Below are 23,218 nucleotides of genomic sequence, written 5' to 3'. Positions count from 1 at the left end.
TAGGGAAACCCAAAAAGTTAACAACGGAGTGGGTTCAATCGCAACAATCAAACGATTGGATTTTTGGGTTTCCCAAATTACTAAAGCGAGGCGTCGATGCCTCCCTCATAATCAAAATCGACGGACTCTGTTGGAGAGCTAATCAATGCGTCGATGATGTTATTGCGTCGTGTCGTGTGGTATTTGCCTGACGGAAGTTTTTGCATAAATCCATCGGTGACCTGGTTGATGTCCAACGAGTAGCCCAGCTTCGAAATCTCGCCATGAAGTTTAAACATCACGTTATCCGATATGTAGTGATAAGCGGTACTGCGCGAGATGTTGGCGTAGGTTCGATAGAGCTCTTCACATGGTTCCATTTTGAACTCATCTTCCAAAAGACTTGAGCTGCATTGAGAAAATAACAAGTTTACTCGTGCATCTAAGTAATCGGTGCGGCTGGGTGTGAGCATATACACGGCCAAACACGCGAAGGCGACAATTAAGCACGCAGCGGTTCTGACAGGGACACACTTTGTATTCATTTCCATAACGTTTCCAGTTCCATTCATCAAGACAACCAGTACGAGAAATATGGCATAGACACTGACGTAGAAATGTAATTAGTGGGACGATTTTATCTGTTTACCTCATTTGAAGACGATCCCTCATCATGTGATTGGGATCGAGTGCCATTGTCAAATAAGAAGCTTAAATGGCTTCGCTAATTCGTAAACCCAAGTGATTAGACGTGTATAACTGACAGTCAGAGTCTAAATCCTCTTAGAGTTGCCGGGGTAGTTAATGAAAAAGATGGTTGTATTGTTGAGTTTGATGACGGTCGCTTCGGTTGCACTCGCTGATAATTCAAACAGTGAAACGACGCTAAAGCTCCCTGCGAATTCAGTCGCTTGCTATGGAACAGTTGCAGGAATGTGTGATTTCCTGACTACGAAATCGTAGAACTTAAACCAGTAGCAGCGTAACAAGGAGATAATAATGACAAACCTTCTTTTAATCATTTCAGTTGTGATAGCGACATTGGTACTCCAAAAGACGATTGCTTATTTGCGAAACGCTAAGGAAAAAAGTAATAAGGAAAAAGCATTAAAGCTATTGAAAGCCAACGGTTACGAGCCTGAATTGTACCTCGCGACTATCGGAACGGACGATCCTCAACTGAGAGATGCTTTAGACCAGTTCGCATTCACTGGTCATGTAATCAAAAATCGTCACGGAGACATAATCGGGGGGGTAGTTCCTAAAGCAAAACCTGGTTTAACTAAGCCTAGCTTGAAGCTAGTTGTTTCAAATGACTAGTGAGGGACAGAACGTTGTCGGGTACTTCCCTCATCAAAAACTTCCGCTCAACGAGTGAAGATTAAAGATGAAGAGAAAAGGTGTATCACCACAGGAACATACTTAGTCAATACTGACTTTCAATCATTGGCCACGAAAAGGAGAATCTCCGTGTTTTTCTTGCCAGATATCCATGACACAAAATTAGATACTGTTGCTTTATCAAACGCGAGTAGATGCAGCATTGTTGCTGAAGTCGCAGGAGAGAAGTATGTCCCGAGAGACTTTCTTAACTTACTTGTGGTTGGCGAGGGGGGCAAAATCGGCAGTAAAGTAAAAAATACTAACGATTCCTATGACTTGGGTCCCGCTCAGGTGAATACAATCCATTCCAAATACATCTTACGAAACTACCCTAATAAGTCTTGGGTAGATGTTGCCACTGACCCTGTTCTCAATATCCGTATCAGTGCAGATATATTCAAAGGATGCCTTACCTACGCTAAGGGTAATGTTTGGGAAGCCGTCGGTTGCTATAACTCAAAGACAGTCAACATCAAGACCAATTATCTAATCAGAACAATGAAAACTTGGGATTACATTCTGAAACGACCATCATTGAACTGCTCGGAGTATTGGTATCAGGATTAGAGCTAACTTCGACTCCCCAAATATCAAATAGCAGCTCAAATTCCCCTCGCTATTTAGCAAAATCGACTTCTACCACAAGTAATATGGGGTTCTCATGTTTATAGGAATTCATTATGTCGATACGTATAAATCGAAAGACACTGACCCTATGTGGTGTACTCGTACTGTCTGGTGTTCTGGTTCTAAAGTTCTCTTCTGTTTTCTTCGATGATTCTCATGCCTATGTTGGCCAGTGGAGCTCTGTATCGTCAGACCGCGCTGCAGAATTCAACGTCGGAGCTGACTACATTGAGGCGTTTGGGAAACGATTACCCGTTGACGTGATTGTTAATGATGACGGCTCTGTTTTGGCTCAGTCTCCAAACCAAAACTTTAGAATAACCAAAACCACCAGCGGTGTTGAGTTAACTGTTACACGTAGGTACATCGAAGAACCGGTCGAGAAGGTTTATGAGCTGACTCTAAAGCAGTAAGCGTTCGTAAAGACGTTCTAAATCAACTTCATATTACTGAGAGCCATCGTAACTAAATGATAGTGCTCAGACGTGTATAACTACTGCATTATTGAATCAGAATGAAACGCGAGAATGCTGGATATAAAGTACATCAAAGACACATTTAAAGTTCCTGTTTGGCAAGTGTTGTTGCGGTTACCTGAAGCGTATCTGGACACGAGACAAGTGGTGTCTGACTTTTCCTATCTTACGGACAGTGACTGTGTGGTTATTCAAGGGACAGTGACTTCTATTTCTGAATCATACAATCGAACGACTGTCATTAATGGCAGCATTGTTGACTCCCGAAACGTCGCTCAACGTTTTTCTCATTTTGCCAAATTAGACAGTGAATACGGCCAACAATTGGCAAGTCGACTTAATGATCGAGGTTATTACTTGTGCAAAGTGAAACAAGTCGGAACCGCGCTGTTTATCAACCACCCGCAGCCATTGAATGAAAAATTCATTGGTAAAATCACTCCGGTCTATAAAGTCAAAAGTAAGCAACTCAAAGGGTTGAAGTATGCTGAGTTTTTGGAGCAGCATATTGATGAACTGATCCCATTGACGGCAAGAAAGATACGAGAAGAATTAGCGAAATTAAATCTAAGCAACGGGAAAATTAGACGGTTGTTAGAAGCGCACTCGCTGTGTTTAGAAGAGGTTTTGAGATTTGTGCATTTCCCAAATTCATTGGAAGAAAGTGAACAATGCAACGCTATACTACAAAGAATAGCAGCTACTTTGTTGTTCTCAGAAGTGGAAGGCGAACCAAATTTAACTCACCCATTTCAGCTCGACAAAGACGATACCTATTTCAATGATGTCGTCCCGTTTCAACTGACGGATGAACAATTGGATGCCGTGAGCGGTATCAAAGCCGCGATTAACAACAGAGCCCCACGAAGTGTCTTATTCGGGGATGTGGGGACGGGGAAAACCGTCATTGGCGCGATACTGACACGTCATGTTGTTGATGCTGGTGGTTGTGTCGTCATTATGGTTCCCAACCTAATATTAGGAGCCCAAATCTATAAAGAGATCGACAACTGCTGGCCAGATATTGGCATCGAGTTTTTATTGTCTGAGAGTGAGCATGACAACTTCGTAGGTAAAGGCTATCGATGCATCAACGAGATGACAGAAGACACCCGTGTCGTGATTGGTACGACGGCTTTGCTCCATCATCACAACAATATGCCTATCGACCTACTGTGGATCGACGAAGAGCAAAAAATGGGGCTTGAACAAAAAGAATCCACATTAATAACTCATGGCCGGACACATCTGTTGTTGTCGAGTGCGACGTGCATTCCTAGAACGCAAGCGATGATGAGTTTTGGCATGCTGCCGTACTTCAAATTAACCAAGTACCACACACCTAGAGAAGTGATCACTACCCGTTACGAGCATACCCAAATCGATGAGGTTATCTGTCGAGTTGAAGAACGCATCAATCGTGGTGACAAGGTGTTAATCATTAGCACCATGAAAGGTGAATCCAAAGCTCAAGCTGTTTCACACAGAGCCAGTGCTGAACAACTCTTTGATGACTGGAAAGCGATGTATGGTGACATCGTTAAATTGTCCCATGGTGGGTTGTCTAAACAAGACAATGAGACTGCCATAAATGCAATGAAGTCGGGTGAGGGGAAAATATTGATTGCGACCACATTGATTGAGGTTGGGATCACAATACCAAAACTGAACTATGTCGTTGTGCTGAACCCTGAAAATCTTGGTGTGGTTACGCTGCACCAGATCCGAGGTCGCGTAGCGCGGGAAGGAGGTATCGGGCATTGTGACCTACTGCCTACTACCCAACTCAAAACGCCATCCATAGACCGACTGGATTTGTTGGTCAATCACTCTGATGGGTTCAGTTTGGCAGAGGCTGACTTGCAATTACGGGGTATGGGGGACTTAAAGAATGGCAACAATCAGTCAGGAACGTCGAAATGCATTTTGGTCGACCAACAATTATCGCTTGGTCTGCTAACCGATACCTTAGAAAGACTGACAGGAAAGGGATCAGAAACCTAAACGAATTAATTTCTGAAACTGACATCACGCTCAATAAATGACAGTCAGGCATGAGCAATTTACGGAGAGCACCATTATGCTAATTAAATACAAAAATTATTCTGATCTGGATGAATCTACTTTAGAGCATATGGATAAATTGAAGTACTCTGATTTATTCCATCAATTGAAAATTCAATTTGAAACAATGTGCGGATCTACTTACAGTTTCGGGGATATTTTCAATACACAAATTAATCAAACTGAGATTGTAGAACATAACTGGATGGTTTCAATACCAATTCAAAACCAACTATTCACTCTTGATAGTGTAAGAGAGTCGATACCGGAAAGCGAGAAAGGGATTAATGTACGTTGTTTTCTTGACCCGAATCTCTATGAGCTCATTTTCTTTGTCGACCCTAGAAACCCAAAAGAATTGATCGGGTTTTGCAGCTTAAGTAAGTTTGAACATAACGATGATGGGTACTATTCGATTAGAGTCGTTTTGGAAATGGTCTACGTTAAGCCCAAGTATAGAAATGGCATTCGAGGTCAGATAATGGCCTATGAAACGGGTCGCTTGATATCTAGGCAAAAAGTGTTTGATGAATTTAACAACGAATATCGATATGTGGACGTCGAAGTTGCTGGTCAAGGAACTAACGCAGGAGGTCGAGCATGTTTAGAGCGGTTTTACCTCGGAATCAATTTCCACCTCGGCGGCATAAGTATTGAAGATAAAGATGGTTGTGACATTGAAATACCATCTAACGTTATTTTGTGCGATGAATATTAGCGATTTGTTCTTGCTTTAATACAAGCTCTAAAGGCGGAGTTAAACAACACTATACCTTGCGATAGTTAGTTGTGGGAAAGTGAACCTCATCCCCTGATTATCGTTAATTTAAATACCTTTTCTGATGTAACACTTCACCTCTGTCACCAATAAAATTCAATTAAGCCGTGAAATAAGGCTCACTAATTTAAATTATGCAGATCTAAGTTTGGCAAACTCTTGGTACTAACTAGGAGTGTTGCTATGAAATGGTCAAACAAAATTCAAGGTATGTTGGGCTTAGGGTTGCTTGCCAGCCTTCAAGTCGCAGCTGAACCCCCAACGCAAGATTTCCTCAATGCCGACATCAATGTGGTTTCAAGTTATGAAATTGAAACCGACAAGCTAATTATGATGGAGCTGGATACCGGTGAAATGTTACTGGCCACCGGTGATGGAAAATTTCTTATCAAGGGCGGTTCATTATTCTCAACCGTTCACACCAAATTCGTAAACTCCCCACAAGAGCTTTACGCGGCATCCCATGTCGACTTGAAGAAAATGAAAATCAACCCAGAAGAAGATTTTTCGGGGTTTAACTTAAACCCATTAGCCAAAGTTTTTGGTGGGACCCTCTTTATTGCACCAACGGGTTGTAAGCATTGCGGTGACTTCGTAGAGATCCTTGAGAAGCAGCACCCTGATAAAAGATTCCGCATAGCAATCGTGCCTGTCTTCGATGATAAGGAGTATGAAAATACGTTGTTAGCCCAATGTTCCGATGATCCGGACAAAGCGCTGCACGCCTTATATGAAGGCACTTGGTCTGAAGCTAAATACCCCCGCCCACCAAATAGCCAGTGTAAAGAAGCCATTACCAAAGTGAATTCAACTTACGCGTCTCTACAGATAATGAGTCCGGGCCGTGTTGGGCTTCCTGCATTTTTCAACAACAAAACATCTTCCATTATCGGGCTGCCAACGAGTAAGGCTCAACTCACGTCCATTATCGTAGAAGGAATCGACCTATGATTAAACAATCCATATTTATCTCATTTGCGCTGCTTACTTTAGCCGGTTGTTCTGTCGTAGGCGAAGAAGAGGGCGTGTGTCCAGGCGCGAAAAGTGGTGTAGCGTGTGCGTCCGTCCGAGAAGTTTATGAGCTAACCAATGTCTATAACAATGCTGAAGACTATGCGAAGGCGACAGGTGACGAACGTGTCATGGTCACAGACGAAGATGGCGAAACCATCACAGGGAAAGAATACAAAGAAAAATACGGAACGGACATTGAGGCTGACTCAGCATCAGTGAATGAAACCCAACAACACGCAAACTTTTCTCAAGCTCCAGCGTTAGCTTCACCCGAAGCGGCATATCAGCATTTACTTCTTCCGGCTCCAGAACCCCTAGCCATGCGAAAGCCTGCCGATATTGTTCGTACATTGGTGCGTCCATATACAGACAAAGAAACCTTACAGATCCCTGGTTATGGATTCATCGAAGCAACACAGCGAACTTGGGTCGTCGATAGAAGCGCTAAGACCAATGATTCTCAATACGTCAACTTCCATGTCAGAAAGGAAAGCCAAGAGCAAAACTACGATGTGAATGATGATGGTCAGATTGGCGTCGAGTCACGCAATGCAAGACCGGCTATCAGCGACTCTGAGTTAAGAGAGAATGCGAGAAGTAATGCGAACTCGCTAATCGATCAACTGCGTCAATAAGGGGGCATATATCATGGGTGCGATTTCACGATTTTTTAAGCAATTCGAAAACTCCAAATTTGGCGATCTTCTCCCTGTCTTGGACTACAACCGAAAGCACAAATATTTCGAGCTCGAAGACAGTTACATTGGCTTAATGTACAAGATTGAAACGGTGCCAGCCGTTAACGATGAGTTACAGGAGCTATTAGAACAAATCTATAAGGCCGATTGGCCGGAAGACACGTTTATTCAGGTCTTGTTTTGGGCGAATGATAATTTAAGCCCTTTCACCAATAGCTTTTCTATGTACCACGGAGGTCGACAAACAGGTGAGGCAAACGACAGACTGAATTCGATTTCAAAGGGGCTGATTAACCACTTCCAGCAATCATCACAATCAGGGTTTGGTGATAGCGACTGTCGAGCTCGCATGTTTGATTGTTACTTCGTAGTGAAGGTTCCAATCAAAGGCAACTTTGGCGTGCCTACCAAAAAGGAACTTAAACACTTCAATAATCTACGTACTGATACAGAAGAGTCATTGAACAAGGTCGGCTTGTTCTGTACCCCGATGGATCAGTGGGGCTGGCTACACTTCATGCAAAGGCTCATGAACAGAAAGGACTCGTCAACTTGGCGCAAAGGAGACGTTAATAAAAACGAAGCCTACATGCCCCGAGATCAAGTTCAGGAGCAGGGCGGTAAAATCGAGTTTACCGATTCGAAGGTCATCATTGATGAGCGGCCTATATCGATGCTTACTCCCAAAGAATACCCAAAAACACTGGGCTTTGGTGACATGCTGAATGTCTTTAGTGATTGGCGATATGGGCATTCTACAGCATGGTCGAACTTCATGATTGTATTGAATGTCCATTACCCTAACTCTAAAAAAGAAGAGGGTAAGATTAAGCGTCGCCGTAAATACATGACAATGCAGGCAAACAACAAATTAGTAAATTGGAATGATACTGTTCGTTGGCAGCGAGCTGACTTTGATGAAGCTTTTACCAAAATTGAGCAAAAGAAGTCGAAGATGGTGAATGCGTATCTTCAGTTTATGATTTTTGGTGATGATGAGGAGCATTTAGAGACGGAGATTGCACGCTTCAAGAAAGTAGCTTCAACCCCTGCAGGATTCGAATTGGAAGAAGACAAGTACATGACTCCACCTATGTTCCTGCATTCATTACCTTTCGCACCAGACCCTGTGACTCGCAAAAGATTAGACCGCTATAACTTAGTACCGTCTGATGTCTGCGCGTTCATGAGCCCGATAATTTCCAGTTCATCTGGCAACTCACCAAGTAAACCTGTGATCCCCTTTGTAACCAGAGACATGTCGATGTTTGGGTTCAATCCTTTTGAAACCGATGGCTCAATGAACGGTATCGTTGTCGCGGAGTCGGGCTCGGGCAAGTCGGTTCTCGTCCAATACATTGTGACGTGCATATTGGGGTCAGGCAAGATGCCAAGCCAGCATCTATGGAACATGATGAATTTACCCAAGTCAGAAATCGATAAGCTGATGAAGACCGCTCAACATATTGCTGAAGCCAAGCGCGATGGTGGTATGGCAATGATTATCGATGTGGGTCGAAGCTACTACCGTTTGTGTGAAGCGTTGAATGGTCAATTTATCAGTTTCGGTCAAGATATGAAGTTCTCACTCAACCCTTTCCCGTCCATTGTTGAGTTCAGTGGTAAGGAAGGGCAGGCTGGTATGATTTTGGAAATGCTGTCGGTGATGGCAGAGCCCAATGGTACGCTCACGACGTTGCAGAAGCGTGGTATGACGACCATTTTGAAATTGATGTGGGATAAGCATGGTCGCGACTCAAGTGTCACGATCTTCGCTGATATGTGTTCTGCGAGCTCTCGTAAAGAGCTGAATGACATTGGTGAACAGTTAAAACCATTCCGTGAAGGCGAAATGTTTGGCGATATGTTTACGGTCAATAAGCCGCCCCCAACGCTGGACAACCCATTCATTGTCTGTGAATTAGAAGAGCTGAAGTCGCAACCGGAATTGCAGGTAATTGCCTTAATGCAGATCATCAACCTGTGTTACCAACATTTCTTCTTGGGTGATGCTCAAGCCGGTTCTCAGCGTCGTTCGAAAGCCTTCATTGTGGATGAGTGTTGGGAGTTCCTTCAAGAAAAGCAAGGGTCCACAGGTGCTAACCCAGTATCATCGTTCCTTGAGAGTGCCTTTAGGCGTTTTAGGAAGGTGGATGCTAGTGCTTGGATTATCACCCAATTGTTGAGTGACTTGTATGGTTCATCTGTAGGTAAAGCCATAGCCGCCAACTGTGTATATCGTTGCTTCCTGTATCAGAAATCAGACACGATTAATCAAGTTAAAAATGACAAGCTGGTGGCATTGTCAGACCAAGAATTCGAAATTCTCAAATCGATTAGGACCCGTAAAAATAGGTACTCAGAAATCTTCTTCCAAATTGGTGATGACATCAAAGAGGTTGTGCGTTTTTACGCGCCTCCTGCAATGCTGCTGATGTACTCCACGGACCCGAAAGACAAAATGGAATTAGCGGCTCTGATGGAGCGGGGGTACACCCAAGACCAAGCCATCGATAAAATTTTAGAGACGCGTCGGGTCGAGTCATTTGCGACTGACATGGATGACTTGGAAAATGAAGACGAAGAACAAGTCGAAAACGCCGCATAACAATGTCCTTTCTTTGAAAGAAAATAAGTTATGCAAATGATCTCCCAAATAGGCAAGCAGGCTCCAAAACCTGCTTGTCAATTTAAAGTCCAAATTACCTTCCTTGTTTGAAAAACTTATTTCTACCGCTCCTTACAATGAAAATCACACCCCAACAATGGTCACTATGCAATGAAAATTCTAACTATGGTTTTAAGCACTTTGGTCTTCATGAGTTCAGCTATGGCTAACACCAGTGACGACATAATCAGTCGTTACAAAGAAGCGTGTGGAACGGAGTGTGGGGACACCATCGCCTATTTGTCACGCTATGCTTCCGCCCAATGTAACATTCCTTATGATTCAGTCGTAGAAACGTCTGTGGAGCTTACTGGGCTTCAATTTGTGGCGATCTCCATTGCAGTCCAACACCCACTTGCTCACTCATTGCAAAATTATGCTTTGAAGAGTCTTGATTGTTCGGACTTACATAAGTGGTCTAAGTCCATCGAAGACTACTCGTTCGTGCTAGAGGCAAACAACGGACTCCAAGGCTCCAATGTCTCAAGTAGCAATTAGAATGAGTGAGGTTATGGATGTTGAGTACTAACCAATGTAATGAAAAATCAGGCAACAACGTGAAGGTGACATGGCTTCTGGTGTGTGGACTTGTGGCCTTAATCACTATTGTTACCGTGATGATGTGGACAACGAGAGCGAATCGATTCAGTGATTACACGATGATGGAAAAATCATCACGCGAGTATATTTTAAACCTGTATGCAATGGACAACTCAACACTAGATTCAAAGGCGATTCAGTGGCCTGATTTTGCTGTCGCTCATGGTGGGGTGCAGTCAGTGAATTTGGTAACAAAAGTTTGTAAGTCTGAGGCGTCAAATGCCACCTGCTTTTTTGCGTATCAAACTTCCTTTAAAGACCAAAGCCATACCATGACATATGGAGTCAGGGCGACAAATGATGAAAGTGAACCGCTGAATATTGAATTGCTCAATGCAACTGGGGGGCGGTTGTTGCTTTCCATGCCAGATCCCTTTGTGAATAGTCCTGTGGTGAAGGTATTGGAATGAAGACGCTAAATTTTCTTGTTGGATACATCTCACTTCAATTGGGGATAATTGTCTTTTTGACAAACCCATTGAATAGCATGTCACTCACAATAATTTGCTTTTTACTGGTGGCGGTATGCTACTGTCTTGTCTCCCCGTTTATCAAATGTCGTCTACAAGAACTCAAGCATTTTGATAAATTTGTCTTTGAGATTTATCAGTCAAATCGACGTCATCCATTGTCTGAAAAGTTTGGAACGGAAATATCTAAACACCTGTCTAAAAATGCACAATCTTCTTCTGATAAAAAGAAAGACATCGGCGCATATGTAGCCACGGACTTATACTTGTCCTTATTCACGTTCGGTATCGCGGTCGCGCCAGGTTTATTAATCCATATATTTTTACCATAAGTCTTCATTCTCATTCAGCCCCTTCATAGTCGTGAAGGGGTAATAATCCAAATCCCTCCTTTACAATGAATGCCGCGAGAAAAACTTTAATCTTCAAAAATAGGCTTGTTAATTTCAAAAATTGCTCTCGACCTTATTTAACCTATCCCAATGAAATTGCGTTTGGAGTTGAAGAGCACTATGAACAAGTTAATCAAAATTCTTATTAGTTGTTCACTAACAGTTATAGGGACTGCTGCTGTTGCGAAATCAGTGTACATCATCGGTTCCATAACGAGTGTGCCGCCAAAAGTAGAGTTTACTTACCCTGATGAAATCTATCGTGGCGTGAAAGAGTATTCAGCCTTAGCTAAAGAAGCCGCAGCATCTGGTTGTAGATTAGAAACAGTGCGAGAAGAAGCGTATACGTCTGACAGTAGCAATCTAAAGTGTTTCTTCGAATGGACAGGTGATACCGACCCGAGCTGGAATGCGAATGGATTAGCGCTCGATGGTCGACCTACCGCAGCTGCAGGAGAGCATTACCGTTCATATCGCATTTCTTACTTCAATGGTATTGAGAAAGAACGCATCACATTGATTGAAGACAGCGTGGCCTACACTATCCTTGAACCCGTTCCGCCTGTGATTGTAAATGTCACCACGGACACTACTTCAGCTCAATATCAAGGCTTGAGCTTCATTACGCACGATAAGAATGAAAAACTTCGCAAAATTACTGTTGAGGTCGAGCCTCGTCCATTTGATCAGGTGGTGGCCTTAACTCAGTTTGGTGAATCGTGTGAGGTGCCTGAAGGCCAAGATTCATGCGTGGTCGCCATTTCTGCCTTTCATCTATCTGGTGACGATTCACTGACAGGGCAACTTACCACAGCATTAAAAGTCTCGGATAAATACGATGTCGTATCAGCCCCGAACAGTCAGATCCAATACGCGTGGGATTACAGACCGCCCGTTATTGAGCAGTATGCTGTCAAAGCTGTCGGAGATACCACTAGCAATGATATTTCGATTGATGTTGGTGGAGAAACGGTGGTTGTCCAAAACAATGAAGCTGTAGTCGTTCTCAGTTCGCCGCACAGTACCGATACAGCAAATAAGTGGTGGTTACCATCCAAGGTTAGTTTGAGCTTTGAAGAGCATACAGATCATGTCGGTGTATCCGATTTTGTTACGCTAGAGGGTAGGGATATAGGCGATTTATTCAGAAATGAACACGTTACCTATACCGAGAAGACAGTAGACAGCTTTGGTATCCCTCAACAGATTGGCAACAAGTTTGTCTATCGAATTCCGCTCAGTTCAGTGGTAGATGGATTTTATCAAGGCAACATAAAAGCCTTAGATAGATTTGCAAACAGAGGTGACAAGGAAGTGACTGCAATGCAGTTAGACCGTTTACCTCCTGAGATTCGTCTGTACAACAATGACACGCTGTTTAGTACTGGTGATGAAATCAACTTCATGGAGCATATGATTTTCACCGTGCAAGATGAAACCAGTATTGAGAATGAAATCACTGATATTTTGCTTGATGGCGTACCCGTTGAGCATATTGGTGAATTCAAGATGGCTCGTGCGATCAAAATGGAAACCCCATGGGAGTCTAATACAGTTCATAAAGTCATTGTGCGTGGTAAGGACGGGAACAACAACGTAGTTCAAAGAGAGTATTCCATTTCATTCTTACCTTTAGACTTCGAATACGACAACATCAGTGACCGCAAAGTGGCACTTGTGCAGAACCAAGACATCACATTCGCACAAACGAAAGGTCGAGCTTGTAGAATGTTCAAGTCAGAGCATGAGGCGGTACAAGGGATCAAAAACCCGACTCAAATGACTTGTTCCGTGAACTGGACAGTCATCCCTCAAGGTTTGGAAGAAGCATGGGATACTGCGAGCCCTGAGCTGATTGGTGTATTTGAAAATACGGGTCCTGCGACAGTGGAAGCTGAGATTTATATCCATGACTCTGAAGGCCGAAAAAACTTAATCAAAGTCGACGATACAAGCCTAATCGTTCATACCCCAGATACTCCAGAGATCATCTTCGACGACGACGGTATGTTTGAAGATGGCATATATGCGGTTGAGATGGGGCAATCTAGAATCGGGAGATATCGAGTTAAATCAGCGGCGTCGCCTATTTACATTACGCTCCTTAAAAATGGTGAAACCTTAGAAAGCCAATACATCAAACAGTCCAACCGATACACCGAGCACACTATCACGAAGGTAATCACAGACAGAAACAGTGCAAACCACCGAGATTTGTGGCAGATGGATGATTATGCCGTTCAAGTTCATTACGCCCGTTTACCAGAACAAGTAGTTGAGAGTGCGGTGAAGACTTATGCGGTTCCTTCTACACGAGCAAGGCTCAAGGTTGAGCAAACTTCTCGTGAAACGTCCACCGTTGACACATTCAAGGTTAAATCGAAATTTGGGCTGTATAGTAGTTTTTACCGAGATGTCGTATACAAATCTGAAGAGCTTGGTGATTGGTCTGTTCGAATTGCTGTCATGGACAAAGAGAAGAACCTACATGGCCTGACGGATTGGCAAGATATGAACGAATCAGGTGTGAATGACTTTGATGTAAACTTCTCATCAGATGACATCGGTGACCTTCGATTCTATGCACAAGCGAAACTAAAATCGCCAAATGAAAATTATGTTTCAATGGTTCGCTCTCAACGCGGGACCTTGAAAATCATGAAAGGAACGGCAATCGAAGGTGAACTGCGTACACTGCGTATAACGGGTTCTGTACCGATGAATGCCGCTATTCAATATCAACATCTTACCCGTGATGACAAAGACGCCTCTGGTGAAGTGTCATGGTACATATCGGAAGACAATGGCAGTACGTGGAATCTATATGGAGAACCTGGTAAGCGCTTTTCTTTCAGTACCTCAGTAGAAGGTATTTGGTTGGTGAAAGGTCATGTTCCAAATCGCTTCACAGGGGAGATAGCAGAAACCGACGTCGTACAAATCATGGCGTACCGAGTGCCACAAACTGAACTAGTTGGGGCAGCAAACCTGATCACCGGTATGACAAGAACGTACACGCTTCTTGATCAAGGTGAAGAGGCAGATGCCGGTAATATGCTTATTAAATGGTCTATTGATGGTGGAGTCACGTTCACTGAAGGCGGTAGTACACTCGAATACACTGCAACAGGTGAAGGCAGCAACAAGATTATCGCAAAAGCGGCGTATCTTGGTTATGAAACCGATGAACACAGCTGGGCAACAGAATACCGCTCAGTACGTTCTCAGCGAGCGAAACCTGTTCGAGTAAGAGTGAAAGGGGATACTGATGTTGAAACCACCGATACGTTAACTTTGGTTGGAGATGTCGATACACCGTATTCCAATATGGACTCCGAACTTGAAATTGAATGGGTAAGACCAGACGGAACCATTGTTGATTCGAATGTTGTGGACTTTACTCCAACGAATGATGATTTGGACCGAGCTGACTTTCATACATTCACACTGCGTGCGTGGGTTAAAGATGCCAAGGCGTTAACGTATGCGGAATTCGATCATAAGGTTCGTGTATGGGAGTATCAGTTCCCACAATTCGACGTGGCGTATAAACAGCGTGTGCTCGTTGCACCTTCAGTGATTGAGATCTGGTTACGACGTCCAATTGGTGCGAATTTACGCGAGTACTATTTGTATGAGTGGAACGGACAAGGCCGACTGGAGTTGACGAAAGATTATGGACATCGAGCACGATTTACCGCAAAACAACCGGGTATATACCCAATTTCGGTTACGGTAGAAGATGATCGCGGTAACTACGACACCTTTACTGAATATGTGGAGGTATTGGAACCTGAGCCGATCACTGTGGATTTAACTGCACGGTATAGTAACAGTTATCAACGTTCGCCACTTGATGTTAATGTCCGTCCGACAATTCGAGGTGGTCACCCATCAGACCGAGTGGCAGACTATCAATGGTATGTCGATGGTGAGTTACAACCTGAGTTAGAGAAGTCATCAGCAAATATTGAGAACCTATTAACGGGTGACCATGAATTGAAATTGAAAATTCTCACTAACTACGGTCAAGAAGCGGAAGCGATCATTCCAATTGAAGTGGTGCCAAACCAACCACCGACGTGCTCTATCGATTACCGTATGTACTCGAAGACCGCCCGTATCGAAGCAAAATGTAAAGACTTAGATGGTAAAATGGTCAAATACGATTGGACAGTTGGTGATAACGAGCGTCGCAATATCGGTAAACGGATTTCAGAGTTAAGACAACCGGGCGAATCAGAGTTAGTGACGGTTGTTGGTTATGATGATTCTGGGGATACCGCCACAGCGCAAATGGTCGTGCGTTGGTAAGACTATGACCTCGATATAAGAACGTCCTTGTGTCGTTATTGGTGCATTTAGACTCTTCCGTTTAAATGCACCTTTTTTATTGGATGGGTGTAGCTAGGTTGTCCACGTTTTCATTGAATGAAATGTCGGTGGACAACTAAGATCGAAACTCAGACAATAAAGTTCGCAACTTTAACATTAAAGATTGAAACTTTTAGGGGTAAGCACTACTCCTGCTGAAACAGATTTTTGGACAAAAGTGAGTCAGTGAATTTGCTAATTTAGCATTTAACGGATTATCTGGGGTATTGCAAAAACTCTAACGTAGTGGCAAATTTCATTCATCTACTACACCTGACAGCGATTTCAAGTTCCATAGTGGGATTCCTGAAGCTTGTTAATGATTTACAAGCCCGCACATGCTCAATTAAACCTTCATTTTGTCAAACTCTAAATGTACAACCACCCTCGATAGCAGATGAGGATTTGCTAAAGCGAAGTTCAATTTTTCTACCGAGTCATAGCCTAGTCTGACAGCCGTACTTAATGACTCTATCATTTCAGTATTCAGCAGTGGATTGACACTAAAGGGGGCCACCTCTACAACTACTCTAGTAATTAACCCCATAATAAAAGAAAAGCTTCTTGGTATTACATTTGATATCAACTCTCGAGCTTGAGGACATTGCTGTTTCGTTATGGCAGTTGCATAGGGTTCACCACCTAGGGACACTTCTATATCTCTGATCGGCTTTCCTTTAATCCAAGATGATATGCCCTCACAGATAGTATCTAGATCCTCATCGAGGATTTCAGCATCTTTACTCTTGCCAACAGCCCCCAACATAGACCGTTTCACATCATCTAACAAAAGAGCTCTTACTTGTTGGTTCTCTTTCAACCATTGAACCAACCATCTTACCCATCCATCAACACTAATGGGAAGGTGTTGAGGCTCAGATTCGACTCGACTTTTAAGTAACAGTATTGTGTCAATTGGAAGCCCACTCTGAGATGCGAGCGCAGACAATGCAATATCAGACTCCTCCCGCCCTTTACTGTCCGTGAGATTTAAAAGAGTGTTAATCTTTAAATTAAACTCTTCAAAGTTATTGCTTTGCTTCGCTTTATAGGCGGCAAAAGAGCGCCTCAGCTTTAATGAAGACTCATTACTACTCTCGTTATCATCAAGAGATGCTACTCTATTTACCATATACAAAACATCTCTATCCAAGACATCACCAACCGATATTCGATCAAGGATCTCAGTCAATGGATCTGTGATAACAACACATCTGTCGTCTTCTGGTATTAATGACTGAAGTTTTTCCACAACAATTGGGGTCAGAGAAGAGCCGCTTGAAAAGGATATAACAGGATCAGGGATTAACAATACGATTCCGTTAGCAAGATGACCAGCTCTTCCCGCTCGAGCAGCAGCGTTAAGAAGTTCATGTGAAGCTAAGCTCTCTCGTCCCCCACCGTCTGCGCTAGCACGTTTATCTCCGGCGAGAACTGCCATTTGTGCTGGTAAGTTTAGCCCCTGTGCCAATGTTGGCGTCGCTACAATAACTCTTGCTCCATTATCACGGCGATACATACTTTCAGCTAGTTCTCGCTCTAACTTCAGCATTGAAGCATTGTGAGGAACTGCTACTGTTGGTTTATGTAGTATTGAATGCTCCAAACCACCAGTTTCAATGGCAAGCGCATTCCATAACTTTTGTTCTTTCTCCGTGATGTCTATTTGCGCACTGAACTTATGAGAAATTTCAGATGCAAGCGAGCATGCGTGCTGTTTTTGGTTCACAAAAACTATCGTTTTCATGTTTCTTTTTGCACATATTGTAGCAATCTGAGCAGCCACAGAGTTCGCATTGGGTTGCAGCGCTACTTTCCCATTCCTCAAAACACCGTTTAAAAAAACATTTTCATCTATCAACTTAGTGAAGTTGCAAATTGCTTTATTGTTTTTTGTGTCCAACCAATTATGTTGTAACCCCCATAATACGTGAGGTTGTACATTAAGCTCTTTCTTTGAGGGGCTACGTAAAGCCTTTGCTACTTTACCCTTTTCAAGGTTTTGCTTATTTTGAATGCCTATTGCATTCCTTTTCACTTGCTCCAATTCTTCGTTGTTGTATATAACTACTCCTCTAGCCTGTCGGCTAGGTTTCCATAACAACTCAATGTTCAAACATTGTCTGCCTGTTAGCTCTTCTATCCACTTTGCAAACTCGTCACCGTTCTTAATCATCGCTGAAAGAAATAGCATATCGGCTTGTGGTGCTATTTCATTAAAACCTAGAACACATAACATTCCGTCTAAAGCTCGACGTATTTTTCCAGCTTCAGGGCTTAATAAATGACACTCGTCAAATACTAATAATCCAACGTCCTCAAATGAATCAGGAGAGAATGAAATTATGGCTAAACAGCGCTCGGGCGTCATTACCTCTATTTCTGGTAAAGCGATATCCATTTTAAGTAGCAAATCAAAATCACTAGATACAGATGAACCTAACAATTCAGAAGGGAACATTTCACTCAAGTCATTAGTCAATTGATCTACCAATGCATGAGTCGGTGCCAGAAACACAACTTTCTTACCCTGTGCAAGAACACTAGCTATTTTTATAGATGAAACCGTAGTCTTTCCTGCACCAGTTGGTAAAACCAGCACGGAAGAAACCCCGGAAAAGTGAAAAAATCTATCAAGTGCTTTTCTATGGTTATGCCAAATGTAAGGAAACTTTTTAGCTCTATAGCTTATCCAGTTGTTCCAAAATGTAGGGTCAGCACCAATCGGAGGGGGTACATTCGCTAAAGCGGAGCCAGAAATGCCATCAAACATTAGCAATAACAATGAGGCGAGGTGCCTTATACCCGGGTAGGTATAATCTATTCTTTCTTCACCAAATATGATTTTACGCTCTGCTGCTAAATCTAGAACCCTATTAAAGGTGACTCTAGGCATCTCCCTTTGTTGAAAATTTGGCTCTAAAAGTAACTTCGCCAGCTCTTCAATACCAAAGGCGAGATGGTTCATCATTGCCCGTATAGCGATCGCTTCGACATCGTTAGAAATAGAACCGGGAGGAAATTGTTGTCTCCATACATTTGCTCGTTCAACAATTTTCGTTAAATCTCCCCTACCTAGATCTATCACGTGCTGAGAAATGATATAAGAGCAATATTCTTGCTTTGTTATATCAATTCGAATATTAGAAGCAGCTTCATGAGCATCTGCATATTGTTCTGCTGCAAGAAAAAGGAGAACTGCCGCAAGTGACGGTGAAACTCTAGCTATATCCACGTTAGATTCAACTGGGGGGCGTTCGCTTTCAAGCAGTTCTTTTCTCGATATAACCTGCTGGGCGCTCGCTGCAACAAATGCTGAAGACTTCTTTATTTCTCGAACGCTATGAATTGACGCAATTGTTTCATAGGTATCTGCTATTTTTTCGAGACTCCAACTTCCAGACTCTTCTTGGTCACTCTCTCCACCAAGCCTTGCTGATACGATCTTCGCATAATGTGATGTTAATAACTGAGGTATCGTAACAGGGTCAATGCCGTCAAGAGCAGGGGCAGATCTTAATAAGTTGGCGGTTTCTGGATCATACATTCAAGAAATCCCCATCCAGTTGTTCAATATAAGCGATAATTTTCTGTGCCAAGCTTTCAAACCACGGTCTTAAAGGCCCATCCACAACAAACGTTGAAGCATTCCTTTGTTCCGCTCTTATCCCTTTGATTTCTCCATAGCCATCAAACAAATTTTTTCTAGCTTCTTCATTATCAAAATCAGATGTAACCGCGAAGCCTGCGCGATAATGTCTAGTATTGTTATCAAGCACTTTCTGCACCATTCTCATGGCAGTTACATCATCTACACCACTTAACTTAATCAACGATGTGGCTTCAGCAATAAGCTCACTGTTTCTAGTATTCTTATGTCGCTCGATGAAGCCGGGAATTACACTTTGCGTGAATGTTCGTCTAGGATTTGTTGTGCATTTGTCTTCAAATATTGTCGACTTTAAGATCTCTTGCCCGTTTTCACTTAACTCGATCATCAGACCATCGAGCCCTTGGGAAGTTGAGCTAGTATGTGGATCTTTAAGATACGCATTTTTTCCTGCCAGTTGTTTTGCTGCAATCCAAGAGATAACTTCGAATATCAATCCATCCCTTTGTACTTTGGGGTAACCATAGCGAACAGGTTGCGGAGTATCTTGAACTGTAAATTTTATAATTGCCTCTTTTTTCAGGGCATCATTTGAAAACGCAGGATTGGCTGGCATTAATTCACGGATTATGTGCGCAGCATAAGCTGCCTGCCCCATAATGACGACTGCAATAAGCCTTGCTAACTGATCTTCATTCGAAACTTCCCACCTAGAACCTACACATATGTCGTCTATCGGAAAGTTGTTTATTTTCAATGAATCCATGGTGCTTTTATCCATTAATCAAACCAACCCACTAACCATCATAGAAAGCTAAATGGGTAAACAGCACTATAGTCATATAAACACATAATGAGAGCAACTAGCAGACTTTCAATATGTTAGTTAGGTAGTAAAAGCTCTATCATCGAGAATGGTGTGACCGTAGTGCTTAAGCGCTTCTTCAAGAACTCCGATAACAAAAGCGAGTATCCATGGTGTTGTAAGGCATGAGAATCGTCGACACATTTCGATTAGAAAAAGTAGGTCATCGCGTCACCCGGACTTTGCTATTGATAGAAGTAACTAGAAAATAATGGGGCACAGGCTTTTCAGAAGAAAAGCCTGTAGCAACTCTTAGCTATCAGCAGTCTGTTTTCTCAGACAACCTCAGAGCGTCTTCTAGCTCAACGCCAAGATATCGAATTGTGTTATCTAGCTTCGAATGTCCGAGTAAGATCTGTACTGCCCTGATGTTCTTCGTTCTGGCATAGATTAAAGTAGCTTTGGTGCGGCGCATGGAATGAGTGCCGTAATAGTCTGCATTTAATCCCAGTTTTTCAGCCCAGTTCCTGATAATTGAACGATAGAATGAGTAGCTGATAGGCTGGCCAGAGCGTCGACTACTTGGGAATAGAAAACTGCTTGCCTCTAAGGATGCTGCAAAAATCCATCGGCTAATACTTTGCTGTGTTCTGGGAGTAATCTCATAGTGGACATCGGTACCAGTTTTTTGTTGGATGCACTGAACCCTTTCATAGATCACTCCTTGCGAAGAAACATCGTAAACGTGTAGCTTTAGCAAATCACTCGCTCTTAACTTGCTATCGATAGCTAAGTTCAGTAGTGCAAGCTGCATCAGATTGTTTTCAATCTCCAGTCTAGTTCTGATCCGCCAGACCTCTTCAAGTTTAAATGGCCTTTTGATACCACTGCATTTTCCAGAAGATAGCTTTCTCATGACGACCTCCTTTATGTGTTTTTGGTCAACATAAAGTTTGGCAGCCACATTTAGTAGGGCTCAGGAAGTTCTAGAGAGTGCCGTGTGAGCCAGTTCTGGACAAAACCTTGCCAGTGCTTTTGCTAAATTAGAAAACCATCAATAACTAGGGGTATGTCAAATCTACTTGTGAAGAGCTAGTGCGATGAGTAGTAAACGCCCCATGAACCTACAGGGCGATATTACTAATGTTTGAAGTTCCAAGGCAGGAGTGCATCGATATCGGGCTCTGCTTTTGCTAGCTCTTTCATGCACTTGACCATATAGTCGTAGAGGATAAGACCGTTGGCTTTCGCGGTCTCGATGATGCTGTAAAGCATCGCGCTCGCCTCAGCACCATTTGGTGTGTTAGAGAACAGCCAATTTTTTCTGCCAATGACCAGTGGTTTAATTGCACGTTCAGCGCGATTATTATCGATAGATAAGTGACCATCGTCGATATAACGAATGAGCTTTGGCCATTGCCCGAGCGTGTACTTTATCGCTTTACCTAGTGGGCTAGAGCCTATCACCTTCTGGGTTGTCATCCATTGGTAAAGCTCATCCAGTATCGGCTTGGCATACGCTTGACGCTCTGCTTTTCGCTCTTGGGCAGGCGCACCTTTTAAGCGTGATTCTATCCCGTAGAGTTTTTGGATTTTAGCCAGCGCCTTATCAGCCTTGCCTGATTTACCTTTCCCTTGAAGCTTCTTCGCATCCATGAACTTGCGACGAGCATGCGCTAAGCACCCTACCTTGGTGACGTGATGAAGTCCATCATAAGCCGCGTAGCCATCGGTTTGTAGATAACCGTTGTAGTCACCTAAAAAGTCCACGGGACACGCCCTCGCGCGACTGTTTTGATAGTCGTACAAGGCAATATTTTTCACATTCGGCAGTGCCGATTCGGGTGAGTCAGCGCCTGAGCAGTAGAGCCACATATAACACTGCTTCTCTTCTTTGAGCACATTGAGCGGCGTTTCATCCGCTTGAACCACCACTTGTTGAAGTAGGTGCTCTTTCAAGGCGGCATACAGCGGGGCGAACTTCTCACTGACTTGGATGACCCACCTAGCCATGGTGGTACGTGATAGCTCGATACCCGACTGGGTAAACAGCGATTCTTGACGATAAAGTGGCATCGCGTATTGGTATTTTCCAAGAATGATGTTGGTCAGCAAACTTTCTGTGGCGAAGCTTTTAGGGATGAGGCTCTGAGGGGATGGCTTCTGAACGATTCGGCTGCTGTCGCCTGTTTTCTCGCACTGGCGGCAAGCGTACTTAGGACGAACATATTCCAACACTTTGAGTACCGCTGGCGTGAACTCTAGCTTCTCGCTGCGGTCTTCCCCGATTTTATGCAGGCTATGATTGCAGCAAGCGCACTGCTTTTCATGGTCGTCTACATCAAGTTCGATAACCTCACGAGGCAAGGTCTTAGGCAGAGGTTTACGTTTACCGCGCTTTTTCGTTGTGGTCGTGGTTGTCACCTCAACCTCGTCTTCTTTAACGGCTTCACATTCCGCTTCGTTGAAGAGGTCACCTTGTGATTCATCGTAAGGCTTTAATGCCTCCGAGCGTTTCGCGAACTGACGGTCGAAGGCGAGTTTGAGTTGTTCAAGCAGCGATTGGCGCTCTTGTTTCCACTCATTTTTCTCCGATATCAGAGCAGCTACCATCGCTTGTAGCTCGGCAACATCTTGGCTTTCTGGGTTGATATTTGGCGTCTTTTTCATAGCATTGATTATACTAAAATCGTGCCGTTAACGCTTGGAGAATAAGGCTTTATTCTCGATTAACTCATTGTAAAATCGTTTATTTTGATGGGTTCGTGGCCGATAATTGTGAAGCCTGAAAGCAGTCTATCAAGCTCAAATTGAGTGAGGGTAAACACCTGATTTTTCTCTTTTGAAGGCCACTTATACTTGGCTTTTTCAAGGCGTTTATACCAGAGGGCGAAGCCTGTTTTATCCCAGTACAACACTTTAATCTTATCGCGCTGTTTATTGGTAAACAGGAACAGCGCACCGCTGCCAAGAGGCAAGTCAGTATCATTTTCGATAATCGCTGCAAGGCCGTTGATGGACTTTCTAAAATCGACGCTTTCACGATAAAGGTAAATGTCTGGAGCGCTGAGCATACCTTTCATGACAACGCTCCAATGAGTTCAGCAAGATAGGTGGCTGGCGTGCCTTGAGGAATGCTCAGCTCCACATCATTGATGAGAAGTGTCATGTTCGCCGTAGCTATCTGGGCCTGATACTTGGTTGTCTTTTCAACGATTTCGGCTTTAACAAATCCGACAGATTCCGATTGGCTTGCTGTTTGGAGTTGACGCCGTTTGGC

At 43.3% G+C, this 23,218-nt stretch carries 17 protein-coding genes and 1 pseudogene; 11 read left to right on the top strand and 7 right to left on the bottom strand.

Translation table 11 applies throughout. The features are described 5' to 3' along the window. Positions 1–80 precede the first annotated feature (80 nt). Entirely contained in the window at positions 81–359 is a 279-nt protein-coding gene (locus AB4161_RS00090) for a hypothetical protein (protein WP_372082499.1), read from the bottom strand. A gap of 424 nt (positions 360–783) precedes the next feature. Here AB4161_RS00090 and AB4161_RS00085 point away from each other — a divergent pair, with 424 nt between their 5' ends. The 11 genes from AB4161_RS00085 to AB4161_RS00035 all read left to right on the top strand — a co-directional run bounded on the left by AB4161_RS00085 (position 784) and on the right by AB4161_RS00035 (position 15,463). Next, the gene (locus AB4161_RS00085; RefSeq protein ID WP_154723766.1) at positions 784–942 is read left to right on the top strand and encodes a hypothetical protein; all 159 of its coding nucleotides are present in this window, start codon (positions 784–786) and stop codon (positions 940–942) included. A gap of 36 nt (positions 943–978) precedes the next feature. Then, positions 979–1,299: a hypothetical protein gene (locus tag AB4161_RS00080; protein ID WP_081230265.1), complete on the top strand. Its 321-nt coding sequence runs from the start codon at positions 979–981 to the stop codon at positions 1,297–1,299. Positions 1,300–1,449: 150 nt separating this feature from the next. Next, positions 1,450–1,929 (top strand): lytic transglycosylase domain-containing protein, encoded by a 480-nt coding sequence (locus tag AB4161_RS00075; protein WP_081230266.1) that lies wholly within the window; start codon positions 1,450–1,452, stop codon positions 1,927–1,929. A 113-nt stretch (positions 1,930–2,042) separates the two neighbouring features. Further along, positions 2,043–2,402, top strand: a complete 360-nt coding sequence (locus AB4161_RS00070; RefSeq protein ID WP_372082497.1) for a hypothetical protein — start codon at positions 2,043–2,045, stop codon at positions 2,400–2,402. 114 nt (positions 2,403–2,516) lie between these two features. Further along, the gene (locus AB4161_RS00065) at positions 2,517–4,469 is read left to right on the top strand and encodes a helicase-related protein (RefSeq protein WP_081230268.1); all 1,953 of its coding nucleotides are present in this window, start codon (positions 2,517–2,519) and stop codon (positions 4,467–4,469) included. 76 nt (positions 4,470–4,545) lie between these two features. Then, positions 4,546–5,247: a hypothetical protein gene (locus AB4161_RS00060; RefSeq protein ID WP_372082495.1), complete on the top strand. Its 702-nt coding sequence runs from the start codon at positions 4,546–4,548 to the stop codon at positions 5,245–5,247. Between the two features lie 243 nt (positions 5,248–5,490). Continuing rightward, positions 5,491–6,258 (top strand): hypothetical protein, encoded by a 768-nt coding sequence (locus AB4161_RS00055; protein ID WP_372082493.1) that lies wholly within the window; start codon positions 5,491–5,493, stop codon positions 6,256–6,258. Next, positions 6,255–6,956, top strand: coding sequence for a TraV family lipoprotein (locus AB4161_RS00050; RefSeq protein ID WP_086714968.1), 702 nt, complete (start codon positions 6,255–6,257; stop codon positions 6,954–6,956). The genes AB4161_RS00055 and AB4161_RS00050 overlap by 4 nt, the downstream gene beginning before the upstream one ends. Positions 6,957–6,969: 13 nt before the next feature. Continuing rightward, entirely contained in the window at positions 6,970–9,627 is a 2,658-nt protein-coding gene (locus tag AB4161_RS00045) for a TraC family protein (RefSeq protein WP_081230272.1), read from the top strand. 575 nt (positions 9,628–10,202) lie between these two features. Continuing rightward, on the top strand, positions 10,203–10,697 hold the full coding sequence (locus AB4161_RS00040; protein WP_372082491.1) for a hypothetical protein: 495 nt from the start codon (positions 10,203–10,205) through the stop codon (positions 10,695–10,697). Between the two features lie 572 nt (positions 10,698–11,269). After that, on the top strand, positions 11,270–15,463 hold the full coding sequence (locus AB4161_RS00035) for a hypothetical protein (RefSeq protein WP_269999708.1): 4,194 nt from the start codon (positions 11,270–11,272) through the stop codon (positions 15,461–15,463). Positions 15,464–15,869: 406 nt separating this feature from the next. On the opposite strand, the gene AB4161_RS00030 is transcribed toward AB4161_RS00035, so the two are convergent. The 6 genes and pseudogenes from AB4161_RS00030 to AB4161_RS00005 form a co-directional block, all read right to left on the bottom strand. Continuing rightward, positions 15,870–19,070 (bottom strand): DEAD/DEAH box helicase, encoded by a 3,201-nt coding sequence (locus tag AB4161_RS00030; protein ID WP_372082489.1) that lies wholly within the window; start codon positions 19,068–19,070, stop codon positions 15,870–15,872. Beyond that, complete coding sequence (locus AB4161_RS00025) at positions 19,063–19,914, bottom strand: hypothetical protein (protein ID WP_231730739.1); 852 nt, start codon at positions 19,912–19,914, stop codon at positions 19,063–19,065. The genes AB4161_RS00030 and AB4161_RS00025 overlap by 8 nt, the downstream gene beginning before the upstream one ends. A 343-nt stretch (positions 19,915–20,257) precedes the next feature. Beyond that, positions 20,258–20,854, bottom strand: coding sequence for a tyrosine-type recombinase/integrase (locus AB4161_RS00020; RefSeq protein ID WP_372082488.1), 597 nt, complete (start codon positions 20,852–20,854; stop codon positions 20,258–20,260). Positions 20,855–21,078: 224 nt separating this feature from the next. Then, positions 21,079–22,608, bottom strand: a complete 1,530-nt coding sequence (gene tnpC, locus AB4161_RS00015) for an IS66 family transposase (RefSeq protein ID WP_372082486.1) — start codon at positions 22,606–22,608, stop codon at positions 21,079–21,081. Positions 22,609–22,667: 59 nt separating this feature from the next. Further along, positions 22,668–23,021 (bottom strand): IS66 family insertion sequence element accessory protein TnpB, encoded by a 354-nt coding sequence (tnpB, locus tag AB4161_RS00010; RefSeq protein ID WP_017037716.1) that lies wholly within the window; start codon positions 23,019–23,021, stop codon positions 22,668–22,670. Continuing rightward, positions 23,018–23,218 (bottom strand): annotated as a pseudogene (locus AB4161_RS00005) (IS66 family insertion sequence element accessory protein TnpB); the annotation flags it as partial. The gene tnpB and the pseudogene AB4161_RS00005, both read right to left, overlap by 4 nt.

This window comes from Vibrio sp. 10N.286.51.E5, assembly GCF_041469125.1.
GTDB classification, from domain to species: Bacteria; Pseudomonadota; Gammaproteobacteria; order Enterobacterales; family Vibrionaceae; genus Vibrio; species Vibrio crassostreae_C.
This window is presented reverse-complemented; position numbering and strand designations above follow the sequence as displayed.